Below are 16,271 nucleotides of genomic sequence, written 5' to 3' on the forward strand. Positions count from 1 at the left end.
TCGTCTGCCACCCCCCATGTCCCACGGTCTCAATCTCGCGCAACAAGAAGCGGTCAACTACATGCACGGTCCCTGCCTGGTGCTCGCGGGTGCGGGCTCGGGCAAGACACGGGTGATCACGCACAAGATCGGCCGGCTGATCCAGGCCGGCCTGGAGCCCCAGCGCATCGCGGCCATCACCTTCACGAACAAGGCGGCCTCGGAAATGCGCGAGCGCGCCAAAGACCTGATCGGCAGGGACGCGCGCAAGGTGGTGGTCTGCACCTTCCACGCGCTGGGCGTGCGCATGATGCGCGAAGACGGCGCGGTGCTCGGCCTGAAGCCCGCCTTCAGCATCCTCGACAGCGACGACGTGACGAAGATCCTGAAAGACGCCGGCGGCACCACCGACATCGCCACCGCCCGCATCTGGCAGTGGACCATCAGCAAGTGGAAGAACATGGGCCTGAACGCCGAGCAGGCCGCGGCCGCCGCGGTGGACGACAACGAGCGCATCACCGCCGAGGTCATGGCCCACTACCAGGAGCGGCTGCAGGCCTACCAGAGCGTCGACTTCGACGACCTGATCGGCATGCCGCTCAAGCTGCTCTACGAATTTCCCGAAGTGCGCGCCAAGTGGCAGGCCGCGCTCGGCCACATCCTGGTGGACGAATACCAGGACACCAACGCCACCCAGTACGAAGTGCTCAAGGCCCTGGCCGGCGAGCACGGCCGCTTCACCGCGGTGGGTGACGACGACCAGTCGATCTACGGCTGGCGCGGTGCCACGCTGGACAACCTGAAGAAGCTGCCAGTCGACTACCCCACGCTCAAGGTGATCAAGCTGGAGCAGAACTACCGCTCCACCAGCGCCATCCTGCGCGCCGCCAACAACGTGATCGGCCCCAACCCGAAGCTGTTTCCGAAGACGCTGTTCTCCGAACTCGGCGAAGGCGAGCCGGTGCGCATCGTCGACGCCGACACCGAGCTGCACGAGGCCGAACGCGCGGTGGCGCGCATCGTCAGCCTGCGCGCGGGCGATGCCGTTACCCAGGCCACGCAAGGCAAGCAGTACAAGGAGTTCCGCGATTTCGCCATCCTGTACCGCGCCAACCACCAGGCCCGCGTGTTCGAGCAGGCGCTGCGCAAGGCGCAGATTCCGTACAAGGTCTCGGGCGGCCAGAGCTTCTTCGACCGCGCCGAAATCAAGGACCTGTGCGGCTGGTTCCGCCTGTGGGTCAACAACGACGACGACCCGGCGTTCCTGCGCGCCATCACCACGCCCAAGCGCGGCATCGGCCACACCACGCTCGCGAGCCTCGGCACCTTCGCGAGCCAGTACAAGCTGAGCCTGTTCGCGGCGCTCTTCAGTCCCTCGCTGCCGAGCGTGATGCCCAAGCGCACGCTCGAAGGCATCCACGAGTTCGGCCGCTACATCAACGACCTCGAGTACCGCGCGCGCCGCACCATGGGCGCGGAAGACTCGCGCACGTTCATGCTCGACTGGCTCAAGGAAATCGACTACGAGCGCCATCTCTACGAAGGCGAGGACAGCGAAGCGGCGGCGGCGTCGCGCTGGAACAACGTGATGGAGTTCATCGACTGGATGTCGCAGCGCGCCGGCGGCTCGCTCGACGACGCCTCGGGCGCCAACGACAACGAGACCGAGCGCAAGAGCCTGCTCGAAGTGGCGCAGACCATCTCGCTGCTGTCGACCATCAGCGAACGCGAGCAGGACCAGAACGTGGTCACGCTCTCGACACTGCACGCCTCCAAGGGCCTGGAATGGCCGCACGTGATGCTGATCGGCGTGACCGAAGGCCTGCTGCCCTTCAAGCTCGAAGACGACAACGGCCGGCAGAAGATGGTCAGCGACGAAACACTGCAGCGCCTGCAGGAAGAACGCCGCCTGATGTACGTGGGCATCACCCGCGCGCAGCGCAGCCTCGCCGTGAGCTGGACCAAGAAGCGCAAGCAGGGCCGCGACATGGTGCCCTGCGTGCCGAGCCGCTTCATCGCCGAAATGGGCCTCGACAAGGCCACCACCCGGGAAGACCCGCGCGAGAAGCTCAAGGCGCTGCGCGCCGAGTTCGCGCAGAAGGCACAGGACAGCGCGGCCGCGAAAGCGGCGGCTGCGGCGGCGCCGTGAAAACGCTGCTTGCCGTCCTTGCCGCGCTCGCGGTCAGCGGCTGTGCCACGACGCAGGTCGGCACGCCCGATTGCCCCGCCGATGCGCGCGAACTGCCGCTGCAATCGCTCTACGGCCGCTGGGAAGCGCGTTTCGACGGCCTGCCCGCCGCGGCCGCCGTGCAGCTCGGCAAGCACCCCGACTACGCCGGCGTGCGCGGCACCATCACCCGCAACGCGGGCGGCGCCGCGAAGCCTTCGATGGCGCAGCTCGCAGGCGACGTCGACGACGAGGGCGCCCTCTCCATCGACGAATCGCTGGACGGCCGCGCCATCAGCGGCGTCTGGGCCGGCGCGCTGCAGCCCGGCTCCTGCGGCCGCGAATTCAGGGGAACGTGGCGCAATGCCGCAGACGACAGTACCCACCCGTTCGTGCTGAACAAGACGGGTGGAACGGAAGGAAAGCAATGACCCATCGCACACACGCCATCTTCGCGGCCTTCGCCGCCTGCCTCGGCAGCGCCGCGGCACAGGCGCAGGCCGTCGACAAGCCGGCGAGCCCGCTGGCCGATTCCCTGCTCACCTGGCAGCAATGCGCCGCGCTCGGCAACAACAAGGAAGCCCGCCTGGCCTGCTTCGACCGCTGGGCGCAGCAGCAGACGCTGCCCTCGGCGTCGGTACCTGTCGCGCCGCCGGTGCTGGCCAGCACACAGCCGGCACCGCCCGTGGACGGCTCGATCCCCGCCACCCGCGTGATCTCGGTCGCCACCGTCGAAGGCTGCCGCGACCGCCAGTACTCGGTGCTCTCGCGCTTCTGGGAACTGGAGAACGGCACCGACTGCGGCCCCTTCAGCTTCCGCGGCTACCGCCCGCTCAACGTCTCGGCCTCGGCCGCCACCAACAAGCCGCAGGCGCCCACCTCGCCGTCGGCCGGCCACACCGCCGACCCGGTCTCCTACCAGGCCAACGAGATGCGCATCGGCCTGTCGGTGCGCACCAAGCTCGCGCAGGGCATGCTCACGCAGAACGATCCGATCAAGAAGGACTCGCTGTGGTTCGCCTACTCGCAGCAGTCGACCTGGCAGCTGTTCAACGGCTCGATCTCGCGGCCGTTCCGCACCACCGACCACGAGCCCGAGCTGATGTATGTCTACCCGACCGACTTCCAGCTGCCGGGCGGCTGGCGCTGGCGCTACGCGGGCCTCGGCATCGTGCACCAGTCGAACGGCCAGAGCCTGCCGCTGTCGCGCAGCTGGAACCGCGTCTACCTGATGGGCGGCGCCGAACTCGGCGACGAATTCCAGGTCACCGGACGTGTCTGGCAGCGGATCTCGGAAAGCGCGGCCAAGGACGACAACCCCGACATCGCCGACTACATCGGCCGCGCCGAAATCACCGGCCGCTGGAACCTGAACCGCGACAACACCCTCGGCGTCACCGTGCGCAACAACCTGCGCGACAGCGGCCGCGGCTCGGTGAAGCTCGAATGGCTCAAGGCCATCGGCGATCCGATCAAGAGCAACCTGCGCTTCCACACGCAGCTGTTCCACGGCTATGGCGACACGCTGGTGGACTACAACCGCAAGCGCACCGTGCTCAGCATCGGCCTGAGCCTCGTGGATTTCTAGCTCGCCCCCAGGCTGCGCGCACTTCGTGTCGCTTCGCCTTCCCCCTACCGGGGGCAACACCTGAGGCCCGGCGAAGCCGGTTCCTCGGTGTTTCACTGAAGAAAGAATGCAAGGAAGGGTCATCCATGAATCACGAACTGTCCCCTGTCGATGCCGCGCAGCGCGAGATCATCGCGGCGCTGCATGTTGCGCCTGTCTTCGATGCCGCATCGGAGCTCGAACGGCGCACCGACTTTCTCGCGAACTACCTGCGCAGCACCGGCCTCAGGACGCTGGTGCTCGGCATCAGCGGCGGGGTCGATTCGCTGACCGCCGGCTGCCTGGCGCAGCGCGCCGTCGAGAAGCTGCGCGCCCAAGGGTATGACGCCACCTTCATCGCGATGCGCCTGCCCTACGGCGTGCAGAAGGACGAGGACGAAGCGCAGCGCTCGCTCACCGTGATCAAGCCCGACCGCACGATCACCGTCGACATCCGCCCCGCCGCCGACAGCATGCTCGCCGCGCTGAAGGCCGGCGACCTCGCGTTCCGCGACGCGGCGCACGAAGACTTCGTGCTCGGCAACATCAAGGCCCGCCAGCGCATGGTCGCGCAGTTCGCGGTGGCCGGCGCGCACGACGGCATCGTCATCGGCACCGACCATGCGGCCGAGGCGCTGATGGGCTTCTTCACCAAGTTCGGCGACGGCGCGGCCGACATCACGCCGCTCACCGGCCTCAACAAGCGCCGTGTGCGCGCCGTGGCGCAGCTGCTCGGTGCGCCCGACGCGCTGGTCTACAAGGTGCCGACCGCCGACCTCGAATCGCTGGTGCCGGGCAAGCCCGACGAAGACGCCTTCGGCGTGAGCTACGAACAGATCGACGACTTCCTCGAAGGCAAGCCGGTGTCGGCCGCGGCGCGCGCGGTCATCCTGGCCACGCACCGCAAGAGCGGGCACAAGCGCGCGCTGCCGGTCGAGCCGCCGTTCGCGGCGGGCGGCTGACGCTACGCGGGGTCCATTCGGGGTGCGTGCACAGGACACCGGGTGCTCCCCTCCGCGAATGTCCCCCGCTTCGGCTTTCGCCCCTCCTCCTTTGTTTCGCTGCGGGGAGCACCCGGTGCCCTGTGCACGGGGGCACGCTGCCGGTTTGCGGCCGATCAACCAGTGCTCTGAGCGATCACGCCGATGGTGTGCTCTGCGCAGCGAAATAAAGGAGGAGGCATGCGGCCCTAGGCCGCGCCGGGGGACATTCGCGGAGCAGAGCACACCGTCGGCGTGAGCGCGCCCTGAACAGCAGCACCCCGAACAAAGCCCCAACGGATCGCACAACCACTACTTGAACTCGTCCGCAGCGATGCCCAGCTTGCGCAGCTTGTCGTGCAGCGTCTGCCGCGCGATCGCCAGCGCGGCGGCCGTGGCGGGCTGGTCGCCCTGGTGCTTGCGCAGCGCCTCCACGATCACCGCGCGCTCGAAGGATTCGACCTGCTGCGGCAGCGCGCGCGGCAGGGCGGGCAGGCCTTCTCCCGTGCCACGCGCCTGCGTGAGGCGCTCGCCGAGCAGGCCCAGCACGAAGCGGTCGGCCACGTTGCGCAGCTCGCGCACGTTGCCGGGCCAGGCGTAGGCCATCAGGTCGGCCAGCTGGGCGCTGGAGAGCAGCGGCGCCGCGCGCTCGTAGCGGCTCGCGGCCAGCAGCGTGAAGTGCTCGAACAGCAGGGGGATGTCTTCGCGCCGCTCGCGCAGCGGCGGCAGCTCGATGAAGGCCACGCCGAGGCGGTAGTAGAGGTCGGCCCTGAACTTCTGCCGGTCGCTCATTTCCTTCAGGTCGTCCTTGCTCGCGGCCACCACGCGGCAGTCGAAGGGAATGGCCTTGTTGGAGCCGATGCGCTCGATGCTGCGCTCCTGCAGTGCGCGCAGCAGCTTGATCTGCACCGCCATCGGCATGCTCTCGATCTCGTCGAGAAAAAGCGTGCCGCCGTTGGCGTATTCGAACTTGCCCACGCGCACGCGGTTGGCGCTGGTGAAGGCGCCGGCCTCATGCCCGAACAGCTCGCTCTCGGCCAGCGCCTCGGGCAGGCCGCCGCAGTTGAGCGGCACGAAATGCTGGCGGCGGCGCTCGCTGTGGTCATGCAGGCAGCGGGCGACGAGCTCCTTGCCGGTGCCGGTCTCGCCGTAGATCAGCACATCGGCCGAGGTCTCGGCCAGCGTCATCACGGTGCGGCGCACCAGCTGCATCTGCGCCGAGCGGCCGATCAGCACCGACTGGATGCCGTTCCAGTTCTCCAGCGCGTCGCGCAGCGTGCGCACCTGCAGCGAAAGCTGCCGGCGCTCGATGGCATGGCGCACGATGGCCACCAGCCGCTCGGAGCTGAAGGGCTTCTCGATGAAGTCGTAGGCACCCTCGCGCATGGCCTGCACCGCCATCGCGATGTGGCCGTGGCCGGTGACCAGGATCACGGGCAGCTCGGCGTCGGCCTCGTGCAGTTCGCGCAGCCATTCGGTGCCGCTCAGGCCCGGCAGGCGCACGTCGCAGACCACGATGGCCGGCACGCCGAAACTGATCTGCGTGCGCGCGCGTTCGGCGCTCGCGAAGGCTTCGACCTCGAAACCGGCCAGGGTCAGCACCTGGGTCGTGCTGATGCGGACGTCTTCGTCGTCCTCGACCAGCAACACCCGGATGGCAGGGGCTTCGCTCACTTGTTGATCACTCCTGTGGGGGTGGGAATAAGGATGGTTTGGACCGCGGCCGGCAGGTCGGCGACGAAACAGGCGCCGCCGTCCGGCAGGTTGGCGGCACGCAGCGTGCCGTCCATGGCCCGCACCAATTGTGCCGAGATCACGAGCCCGAGGCCGAGGCCGGTGCCCGCCGGCTTGCTGGTGACGAAGGGCTCGAACAGGCGCGGCAGGATGTCGGGCGGAATGCCCGGCCCGGTGTCGCTCACGCGCAGGATCACCCGGCCCTCCTGCGGCCGCGCCTCGAGCCGCAGCGTGCGCCGCGAGGCGGGTGAGGCCTGCATGGCGTCGATGGCGTTGCGCATCAGGTTGACGAGCACGCTGCCCAGCGCGGCCTCCTCGGCCATGACGCTGAGGCTCGCGGGCTGCACATCGACCTCGACGGCGATGCCGTTCTTCTTCGTGGCCTCGGCGACGATGACCTGCGCATCGGCCACGGCCCGTGCCATCGGCACCGCCGCGAGCGGCAGTTCGCTCTTGTGCGCGAAGGTCTTGAGCTGCGAGGTCAGGCGTGCCAGGCGGTCGACCAGGCCGCGGATGCGCTGCAGGTTGCCGCGCACGTCGTCGAAGCGGTTCTTGTCGAGCAGGATGCCGGCGCTCTCCGAGAGCGTGCGCATGGCCGTGAGCGGCTGGTTCAGCTCGTGCACCACGCCGGCCGACATCTGGCCCAGCGCCGCCATCTTGCCGGCATGCACCAGCTCGCCCTGGGCGGCGTGCAGCTGCGCGGTGCGCGCGACCACGGTCGATTCGAGGGTGTCGTGCGCCGCCTGCAGCGCAGCCTGGTTGGCCAGCTTCTGCCGCACGGCCCGGCGGCGCTGCCACAGCGTGACGGCCACCAGCAGCAGCACCGCCATCGCGAGGCTCGCGGTGATGGCCGCATTGCGCGCGCCCACGCGCACCGGCGCCAGGTCGTCGAGCGCCATCAGCTGCCACGGCGCACCGCGCAGCGAACGCGTCGAGGCAAGCTGGTCGACGCCGTCGAGCGCGATGACCTGCACATCGCGCGCCAGCGCCTCCTTCAGCGTCCATTGCAGCGGCTGCAGGCCGGCCTCGCCGTAGGGGCGCGAACGCAGCACCTCGGCCCGCTGCAGGGCGTCGAGCGGCAGCATCGGCCGGAACTTCAGGTCTTCGCGGGTGGCGAGGATCACCACGCCGCGCTGGTCGATCAGCGCCACGTCGCCCGGGAGCTTGCGCCACGCGCGCTCGGCCTCCTCGAGATTGACCTTGACGGCCACCACGCCGCGCGTKGGCTGGTCGCGGCGCAGGGCGTACGAGAGGTAGTAGCCGGGCTTGCGGCTGGTGATGCCGACGCCGTAGAAGCGGCCCCTGCCCTGCCCCAGCGCGTCGATCACATAGGGCCGGAACGACAGGTCCTGGCCGACGGTGGTGCCGGGCCGGTCCCAGTCGGAGGCCGCCAGCGAGGTGCCGGCGGCGTCGAGCACATAGAGCATCTCGGCACCCGCGGTGGCGTTGACGCCGTCGAGGTAGCGGTTGACCGCGTCGCGCAGCGGCGCATCCGAGGGCGTGCCGAGCAGCGCCGGGACGATGGGCGTCATCTCCAGCAGCGCGGGCAGGTACTCGAAGCGGGCCAGGTCGGCATCGAGCCCGGTGGCGAGCATGTCGAGCCGGTGGTCGGCCGCATCGCGCAGCCGTGCCAGGCCGTTCTGCATGGCGAAGTGGTGGCCGGCGAAGGCGGCCGCGGCCACCAGCGCCAGCGCACCGCACCAGCGCGGCAGGCCGCGCCATCGTCTGGGGGTGTGGGAAGGCAAATCGAAGCGCAGTGCCGGCTGCCGTGAAGTCATGAACCCGTTATTGCACAAGGCCGCGCAGGCCGCATCAGTGGCAGCCCGGTGGCGCGGGTCGTGAAGCGTTTCGTTCAGGCCCAGGGTCCGCTCAGGCATGGCGCAGCTCGCCGGTCTTGCCGCGAAAAGCCCGGCAGGTGACCACGGTATCGCCCACGATGGCCGGCGGGGGTCATCGCTTCGCCGCGCCGCCCTGCTTCAGGGCCTCGGACATGCCGATCAGCACGCCGCTCGCCAGCGTCGCGTAGCTGTCGAGCAGCGCCTGCGAAGCGCGCAGGCTCATCGCGCGGCCGTCGCGCAGGTTCTTGTGCGTGTCTTCCATCAACTGCTCGAGCGCCACCGTGGCGCGCGCGCCGGTGTCGGTTTTCTTGCCCTGCATCGCCTGGAAAACGCCGCTCCACGGGCCGTCCATCGGCGCCGCCTTGCGCACGCTGGCGAACAGCGTGTCTTCCATCTTCTCGATGTCGCCGAGCGCCTTCTTGAGCTGTGTCTCGCGCAGGCTCACGCCCTGGTCGACCAGCTGCTGCAGCGCGCGCTGGTTGGCCACCACCGCCTGCTCCAGCGCGCCGTCCATGCCCGCGAAGGCCTTGGCCAGCAGCGCCTCCACGTCGGGCGCGGGCAGCTTGCTGCCTTCTGCACCGGTCGAGGCCGCCTTGGTGACCGCGCCCAGCACCTGCCGGATGTTCGCGAGCGTGAGCTCGCGGCCCTGCAGCGCCTTGAGCGTGGCCTCGTGCACGGTCTTGCGGATGGTCTCGCCCTGCTTGGCCGTGGCGTCGGTGAACTTGTTGATCAGCGCGACCTGATCGATGCCGTTTTTGAGAATCATGGTCGTCCGTTCATTGCATGTGCTGGCCGCCGTTGATGGCGATGTTGGCGCCCGTCACGAAGGCGGCTTCTTCCGAAGCCAGGTAAATGATCAGGCCCGCCACTTCCTCGGGCTTGCCGAGACGGCCCACCGGGATGTGCGGCAGGATCTTGCTGTCGAGCACTTCCTTGGGGATGGCCGTGACCATCTTCGTGCCGATATAGCCAGGCGAGATGGTGTTGACCGTCACGCCCTTCTTGGCCACCTCGAGCGCCAGCGCCTTCGTGAAACCGTGCACGCCGGCCTTGGCGGCCGAGTAGTTGGTCTGTCCGAACGCGCCCTTGGAGCCATTCACCGACGACACGTTGATGATGCGGCCCCAGCCCCGGTCCACCATGCCGTCGGCCACCTGCTTGCTCATGTTGAACAGGCTGTCGAGGTTGGTGCGCAGCACGGCGTTCCAGTTGATCTGGTCCATCTTCTTGAAGGTCATGTCGCGCGTGATGCCGGCGTTGTTGACCAGCACGTCGACCGGGCCCAGCGCCTCCTGCACCTGGCTCACGGCCTTGGCGCAGGAGTCGTAGTCGGCCACGTCGCAGGGCACGGCCAGGATCTGGTAGCCGCGCGACGCCATCTGCGCCACCCACTCGGCATGCGACTTGTTGCCCGGCGAATAGGTCACCGCGAGCTTGTAGCCCGCATCGACCATCTTGGTGGAGATCGTCTCGCCCAGGCCGCCCATGCCGCCGGTGACCAGGACCACTTGTTCTTTGTTGCTCATTTGGCTTGCTCCTCGTTGCTTGGTGAATGAAAGAAATCCGGGTCAGGCGCGTTCGACCGCGAGCGCCACGCCCATGCCGCCGCCGATGCACAGCGACGCGAGGCCCTTGTTGGCGCCTCGGCGGCGCATCTCGTGCAGCAGCGTCACCAGCACACGGCAGCCCGAGGCACCGATGGGATGGCCGATGGCGATGGCGCCGCCGTTCACGTTGATGCGACTCGTGTCCCAGTCCATCTCGCGGTTGACCGCGCAGGCCTGCGCCGCGAAGGCTTCGTTGATTTCCATCAGGTCGAGGTCCTGCGCCTTCCAGCCGGCCTTCTTGAGCGCGAGCTGGGAGGCGGGCACCGGGCCCATGCCCATGAGCGACGGGTCGAGGCCCGCGCTCGCATAGGCGCGGATCACGGCCAGCGGTTGCAGGCCGAGCGCCGCCGCGCGCGAGGCCGACATCACCAGCACCGCGGCCGCGCCGTCGTTCAGGCCCGAGGCATTGCCGGCGGTGACCGACCCGGCCTTGTCGAAAGCGGGGCGCAGGCCGGCGAGCGCATCGGCATTGGTCTTGCGGTTCACGAACTCGTCGGCCGAGAAGACGATCGGGTCGCCCTTCTTCTGCGCGATGCTGAAGGGCAGGATCTCGTCGTCGAAGCGCCCCGCATCCTGCGCGGCGGCCGCCTTCTGCTGCGAGGCGAGTGCGAGCGCGTCCTGCATCTCGCGCGTGATGCCGTACTTCTTCGCCACGTTCTCGGCCGTGGTGCCCATGTGGTACTGGTTGTAGACGTCCCAGAGGCCGTCCACGATCATGGTGTCGACCAGTTTCCAGTCGCCCATGCGCTGGCCGTTGCGCGAGTTCGGCAGCACATGCGGTGCGGCGCTCATGTTCTCCTGGCCGCCGGCCACCACGATCTCGGCGTCGCCGCACTTCACGGCCTGCGCCGCCAGCATCACGGCCTTCAGGCCCGAGCCGCAGACCTTGTTGATGGTGAGGCCGGGCACGCCAATCGGCAGCCCCGCCTTGATGACCGTCTGGCGCGCCGGGTTCTGCCCCGCGCCGGCTGCGAGCACCTGGCCCATGATCACCTCGGACACCGCATCGCCCGGCACGCCGGCCTTCTCGAGCAGGCCCTTCACCACGTGCGCGCCCAGCTCGGGCGCAGCCGTGCCGGCGAGCGCGCCGCCGAACTTGCCGACCGCCGTGCGTTGCGCGGCCACGATCACGATATCGTCTGACATGAGAGTCTCCTTGAGGTTGATGCGAAGGGAATGACGGCGGCCGGACTCAGGCCGCCTTGGCTTTGACATAGCGCCCGGGGGCGGGCTCGATGACGGGAAACTCGGCGCTGCCCGGCACGCGGCGTGCGGCGACCTTCGCGCCGGCATGCGTGGCGAGCCAGTCGCTCCACGCGGGCCACCAGCTGCCGTCGATGCTTTGCGCGTTGTCGAGCCAGGCGCCGGCATCGGTCGCGAGATCGCCGACCCAGTGGTTGCGCTTCTTCTTCGCGGGCGGATTGATCACGCCCGCGATGTGGCCGCTCGCGCCGAGCACGAAGCGCGTCTCGCCACCCAGCAGCCGCGTGCCGGCATAGGCGGTCTTCCAGGGCACGATGTGGTCGTCGCGCGAGGCGTAGACGAAAGCCGGTGCGTCGATGCGCGACAGGTCCACCGGCACGCCGCACTGCACCGTGCCGCCGGGCTCGCGCAGCTTGTTCTCGAGGTAGGTGTTGCGCAGGTACCAGCAATACATCGGACCCGGCAGGTTGGTGTCGTCGCCGTTCCAGAACAGCAGGTCGAAGGCCGATGGCGCCTTGCCCTTGAGGTAGCCGTTGACCACGTAGGGCCAGATCAGGTCGTTGGCGCGCAGCGCGGCAAACACGGTGGCGAGCTCGCGGCCCTTCATGAGGCCGCCGCGGCCGATGGTGGCCTCGCGCGTGGCGACCATGGCCTCGTCGACCATCAGGCCCAGCTCGCCGGTGTCGGAGAAGTCGAGCATCGCGGTCAGCAGTGTGACGCTGGCGGCGGGCCTCTCACCGCGCGCTACGGCTACGGCGAGCGCGCTGCCCAGCAGCGTGCCGCCGATGCAGAAGCCCAGCGTGTTGACCTTGTCGATGCGGGCGATGCTGCGCGCGACGGCCAGCGCCTGCAGCACGCCTTGCTCGACGTAGTCGTCCCAGCCCAGGTGGCCCAGCTCTGCCGACACGTTGCGCCACGACACCAGGAAGACCGTGTGGCCCTCCGCCACCGCATAGGCAACCAGCGAGTTCGCAGGCTGCAGGTCGAGGATGTAGAACTTGTTGATGCAAGGCGGCACGATCACGAGCGGCCGCTTGTGCACCTTGGCCGTGGACGGCGTGTACTGCACGAGCTGCATCAGCGCGTTCTCGAACACCACGCTGCCCGGGCTGGTCGCGACGTTACGGCCGACCTCGAAGGCGTCGTCGTCCGACATCGAGATGCGGCCCTTCGCGGCATCCGCGAGAAAGAGGCGCGCGCCTTCGAGCAGGCTCGCACCGCCGGAGTCGAGCGCGGCCTGCATCGCCTCGGGGTTGGTCGCGAGGCTGTTGGCCGGGTTCATCGCATCGATCACCTGGCGCAATGCGAAGTCCATCTGCGCCTTGGCGCGCGCGTCCAGCGGCGCGATCTCCAGTGCGTTGCGCATCAGCGCGCTGAACTGCGTGTGGCTCTGCGACAGCCCTTGCTGCCAGGCTTGCAACCACGAAGCCGCGTCGAAGGAGGATGAGGGTGTGGTCATGACGTGACTGCTCAATGCAGCTTGACGTGGGGTTCGGTGCGCCGCGTGATGAGGCGGGCGAGCGTGTCGAGCGAGACCTTGACGACGCCGTGCAGCGCCAGCTCGTGCATCTTGTAGAGCGACACGTACATGAGCCGCGCGAAGCGGCCTTCGATCATCAGGCTGCCGCCCACCGGCCCGCCCATCATGTTGCCGACGGTGCTGAACTCGCCGAGCGACACCAGCGAACCGAAGTCGCGGTAGCGATACGGCTCGAGCGCCTTTCCGCCCAAGCGCCGGCGGATCTGCGCCGCGACATGCGAGGCCTGCTGGTGCGCCGCCTGCGCGCGCGGCGGCACCAGCCCGCCCTTGCCGTCGTTGGCCCCGGGCCAGTCGCAGGCCGCGCAGTCGCCGATGGCGAAGATGTGGTCATCGCGCGTGGTCTGCAGCGTGGGCCGCACCGCGAGCTGGTTGCTGCGGTTGGTTTCCAGCCCCGCGATGTCCTTCATGAAGTCGGCAGCCTTCACGCCCGCGGCCCACACCACCAGCTCGGCCGGCAGCGTGCGGCCGTCGGCCAGGCGCACGCCCTCGGGCAGCACCTCGGCCACCTTGGCGGAGGTGTGCACGTCCACGCCCAGCTTGCGCAGCAGCGCCTCGGTGGCGGCCGACATGCGCGGCGGCAGCGCGGGCAGCACGCGGTCGGCGGCCTCGATCACGCTGACCTGGATGTCCTTCTCGGCGTCCACCCGGTCCAGCCCGTAGGCGACCACCTCGCGCGTGGTGCGGTGCAGCTCGGCCGCCAGTTCCACGCCGGTGGCACCCGCGCCGATGATCGCCACGTGCAGCTGCTCGGGCCGCAGCGGCGTGGCCTGCGCATGCGCGCGGATGCAGGCGTTGACCATGCGCTGGTGAAAGCGCTGCGCATCCGCCTTCGACTCGAGCCGCAGCGCATGCTCGCGCACGCCGGGCGTGCCGAAGTCGTTGCTGAGGCTGCCGATGGCGACCACCAGCGTGTCGTAGCCGAAGGCACGCGAGGGCGTGACCAGCCGGCCCTCGTCGTCCATGTAGGGCGCCACCTGCACCTCGCGCCGCTCGCGGTCGATGCCGGTCAGCTCGCCGAGCCGGAAACGGAAGCGGTGCCAGTGCGCCTGCGCGAGGTAGTCGACCTCGTGCGCACTCATGTCCATGCTGCCCGAGGCGATCTCGTGCAGCTTGGGCTTCCACACATGGGTGCGGTGCTTGTCGATCAGCGTGATCTCCGCGCGGCCTCGCTTGCCGAGCGTATCGCCGAGGCGCGTGGCCAGCTCCAGGCCGCCGGCCCCGCCGCCCACGATGACGACGCGGTGCTTCTGCACGGTGCTGTTCATGGTTGGCTGCTCCGTACAGGCATGCGATTCGCTTCAGCGCGGCTGGGCCGCGGGCATCTGGGTCTCGACCCGGTCCAGCACCGCCTCGGGCGCGTCGGCCTCGGCCGGCGTCTCGTTGTCCAGAATGCGCTTCATGCGGACGGTGTCCAGGTCGTTGGTCCACTTGGCGACCACGACCGTGGCCACGCCGTTGCCGATCAGGTTGGTGAGCGCACGCGCTTCCGACATGAAGCGGTCGATGCCCAGGATGAGCGCCAGCCCCGCCACCGGCACATGGCCCACGGCCGAGAGCGTGGCCGCCAGCACGATGAAGCCGCTGCCCGTCACGCCCGCAGCCCCCTTCGAGGTGAGCAGCAGCACGGCCAGCAGCGTGAACTGCTGGGTGATCGTCATGTCGGTGTTGGTCGCCTGCGCGATGAACACCGCCGCCATCGTCAGGTAGATCGAGGTGCCGTCGAGGTTGAACGAGTAGCCCGTGGGCACCACCAGACCGACCACCGACTTCTTCGCGCCCAGGTTCTCCAGCTTGGCCATCATGCGCGGCAGCACCGACTCGGACGACGAGGTGCCCAGCACGATCAGCAGCTCTTCCTTGATGTACTTGATGAACTTCCAGATGCTGAAGCCGTGCACCCGCGCAATGAGCCCCAGCACCACGAAGATGAAGAACAGGCAGGTGGCATAGAAGGTGGCCATCAGCTGGCCGAGCTGCAGCAGCGAGCTCACGCCGTACTTGCCGATGGTGAAGGCCATCGCACCGAAGGCGCCGATGGGCGCGACCTTCATGATGTAGCCCACGATCACGAAGAGCACGTGCGAGCCCTTCTCGATCACGTCGAACACCAGCGTGCCGCGGCCGCCGAACTTGTGCAGCGCGAAGCCGAACATCACGGCGATCAGCAGCACCTGCAGGATCTCGCCCTTGGCGAAGGCGTCGACCACCGTGCTCGGAATGACGTTGAGCAGGAAGTCGGTGGTGCTCTGCATCTTGCCGGGGCCGGTGTAGGCCGCGATGCCCTTGGTGTCGAGCTGGCTCACGTCGACGTTCATGCCCGCGCCGGGCCGCACGATGTTGATGATGACCAGGCCCACCACCAGCGCGATGCTGCTCACGATCTCGAAGTACAGGAGCGCCAGGCCGCCGGTCTTGCCGACCTTCTTCATGTCTTCCATGCCGGCGATGCCGACCACCACCGTGCAGAAGATGATCGGCGCGATGATCATCTTGATGAGCTTGATGAAGCCGTCGCCCAGCGGTTTCATCGATGCGCCGGTGTCGGGATAGAAATGCCCCAGCAGCACCCCGAGCACGATGGCGGTGATGACCTGGAAGTACAGGGATTTGTAGAAAGGCTTGGGTGCGACGGATGGTTGGTCCACGAATATCTCCTAGAAAATTTCAGACGCCGGCGGCATGCGCCTGCCGGTCGGCGTGGTAGCTCGACCGCACGAGCGGTCCGCAAGCCGCATGGGCGAAGCCCATGGCGTGCGCCTGCTGCGCAAGGGTTTCGAACTGCGCGGGGGCAACGTAGCGTTCCACCGGCAGGTTGCCGGGGCGCGGCTGCAGGTACTGGCCGACGGTGAGCATGTCCACGCCGTGGCGGCGCAGGTCGCGCATCACGTCGAGCACTTCGTCGTCGGTCTCGCCCAGGCCCAGCATCAGGCCGGACTTGGTGGGCACCTCGGGGCAGCGCGCGCGGAACGACTGCAGCAGCTGCAGCGAGTGCAGGTAGTCGGCACCGGGGCGCGCCTGGCGGTACAGGCGCGGCACGGTCTCGAGGTTGTGGTTCATCACATCGGGCGGATCGGCCGCGAGGATGTCGAGCGCCACCTCGGCACGGCCACGGAAGTCGGGCACGAGCACCTCGATCTGCGTGCCGGGCGACTGCGCGCGCACCGCGCGGATGCAGGCGGCGAAGTGCGCCGCGCCGCCGTCGCGCAGGTCGTCGCGGTCCACACTCGTGATCACCACGTACTTCAGGCGCAGGCGCGCCACCGTGTCGGCCAGGTGCTGCGCTTCCTGCGGATCGGGCGGCTGCGGGCGGCCGTGCGCCACGTCGCAGAACGGGCAGCGGCGCGTGCACAGGTCGCCCAGCACCATGAAGGTGGCCGTGCCCTTGCCGAAGCATTCGCCGATGTTCGGGCACGAGGCTTCTTCGCACACCGTGTGCAGGCTGGCCTCGCGCAGCGTGCGCTTCACCTCGCGAAAGCTCTCGCTCTGCGAGACGCGCACGCGGATCCAGTCGGGCTTGGGCAGGGCCGGACCTGCCTCGGCCACGCGGATCGGAATCCGTCGCGTCTTGGCGGCGCCGCGCTGCGGGCCGTGAAGCACTGCGGTGTCGTTCATGGCCG

Annotated in this window: 13 protein-coding genes; 4 read left to right on the forward strand and 9 right to left on the reverse strand. The window is 68.7% G+C overall.

Going from position 1 to position 16,271, the window contains the following annotated elements; all coding sequences use genetic code 11:
• The first annotated feature begins 16 nt into the window (after positions 1–16).
• The 4 genes from AC1DXX_RS24810 to nadE all read left to right on the forward strand — a co-directional run bounded on the left by AC1DXX_RS24810 (position 17) and on the right by nadE (position 4,714).
• On the forward strand, positions 17–2,128 hold the full coding sequence (locus tag AC1DXX_RS24810) for an ATP-dependent helicase (protein ID WP_478136873.1): 2,112 nt from the start codon (positions 17–19) through the stop codon (positions 2,126–2,128).
• Positions 2,125–2,577: a hypothetical protein gene (locus AC1DXX_RS24815; protein WP_478136874.1), complete on the forward strand. Its 453-nt coding sequence runs from the start codon at positions 2,125–2,127 to the stop codon at positions 2,575–2,577. Before AC1DXX_RS24810 ends, AC1DXX_RS24815 begins: the two co-directional genes overlap by 4 nt.
• The gene (locus AC1DXX_RS24820) at positions 2,574–3,734 is read left to right on the forward strand and encodes a phospholipase A (protein ID WP_478136875.1); all 1,161 of its coding nucleotides are present in this window, start codon (positions 2,574–2,576) and stop codon (positions 3,732–3,734) included. The genes AC1DXX_RS24815 and AC1DXX_RS24820 overlap by 4 nt, the downstream gene beginning before the upstream one ends.
• Positions 3,735–3,859: 125 nt before the next feature.
• On the forward strand, positions 3,860–4,714 hold the full coding sequence (gene nadE, locus AC1DXX_RS24825) for an ammonia-dependent NAD(+) synthetase (protein ID WP_478136876.1): 855 nt from the start codon (positions 3,860–3,862) through the stop codon (positions 4,712–4,714).
• A gap of 330 nt (positions 4,715–5,044) precedes the next feature.
• On the opposite strand, the gene AC1DXX_RS24830 is transcribed toward nadE, so the two are convergent.
• The 9 genes from AC1DXX_RS24830 to lipA form a co-directional block, all read right to left on the reverse strand.
• On the reverse strand, positions 5,045–6,406 hold the full coding sequence (locus AC1DXX_RS24830; protein WP_478136877.1) for a sigma-54-dependent transcriptional regulator: 1,362 nt from the start codon (positions 6,404–6,406) through the stop codon (positions 5,045–5,047).
• Positions 6,403–8,244: a sensor histidine kinase gene (locus tag AC1DXX_RS24835; RefSeq protein WP_478136878.1), complete on the reverse strand. Its 1,842-nt coding sequence runs from the start codon at positions 8,242–8,244 to the stop codon at positions 6,403–6,405. Before AC1DXX_RS24835 ends, AC1DXX_RS24830 begins: the two co-directional genes overlap by 4 nt.
• 172 nt (positions 8,245–8,416) lie before the next feature.
• Complete coding sequence (locus tag AC1DXX_RS24840; RefSeq protein WP_478136879.1) at positions 8,417–9,070, reverse strand: DUF6781 family protein; 654 nt, start codon at positions 9,068–9,070, stop codon at positions 8,417–8,419.
• 10 nt (positions 9,071–9,080) lie between these two features.
• Positions 9,081–9,830 (reverse strand): acetoacetyl-CoA reductase, encoded by a 750-nt coding sequence (gene phbB, locus AC1DXX_RS24845; RefSeq protein ID WP_478136880.1) that lies wholly within the window; start codon positions 9,828–9,830, stop codon positions 9,081–9,083.
• A gap of 42 nt (positions 9,831–9,872) precedes the next feature.
• A complete protein-coding gene (locus AC1DXX_RS24850) occupies positions 9,873–11,057 on the reverse strand; it encodes an acetyl-CoA C-acetyltransferase (protein WP_478136881.1) in 1,185 nt (394 codons plus the stop codon).
• Positions 11,058–11,103: 46 nt separating this feature from the next.
• A complete protein-coding gene (locus AC1DXX_RS24855) occupies positions 11,104–12,573 on the reverse strand; it encodes a PHA/PHB synthase family protein (RefSeq protein WP_478136882.1) in 1,470 nt (489 codons plus the stop codon).
• 11 nt (positions 12,574–12,584) lie between these two features.
• Positions 12,585–13,919: an NAD(P)/FAD-dependent oxidoreductase gene (locus tag AC1DXX_RS24860; protein ID WP_478136883.1), complete on the reverse strand. Its 1,335-nt coding sequence runs from the start codon at positions 13,917–13,919 to the stop codon at positions 12,585–12,587.
• Positions 13,920–13,952: 33 nt separating this feature from the next.
• Entirely contained in the window at positions 13,953–15,299 is a 1,347-nt protein-coding gene (locus AC1DXX_RS24865) for a dicarboxylate/amino acid:cation symporter (protein ID WP_478136884.1), read from the reverse strand.
• Between the two features lie 19 nt (positions 15,300–15,318).
• Positions 15,319–16,266, reverse strand: a complete 948-nt coding sequence (gene lipA / locus AC1DXX_RS24870) for a lipoyl synthase (protein WP_478136885.1) — start codon at positions 16,264–16,266, stop codon at positions 15,319–15,321.
• Positions 16,267–16,271: the final 5 nt, after the last annotated feature.

Source organism: Variovorax sp. P4_B10 (assembly GCF_056402375.1).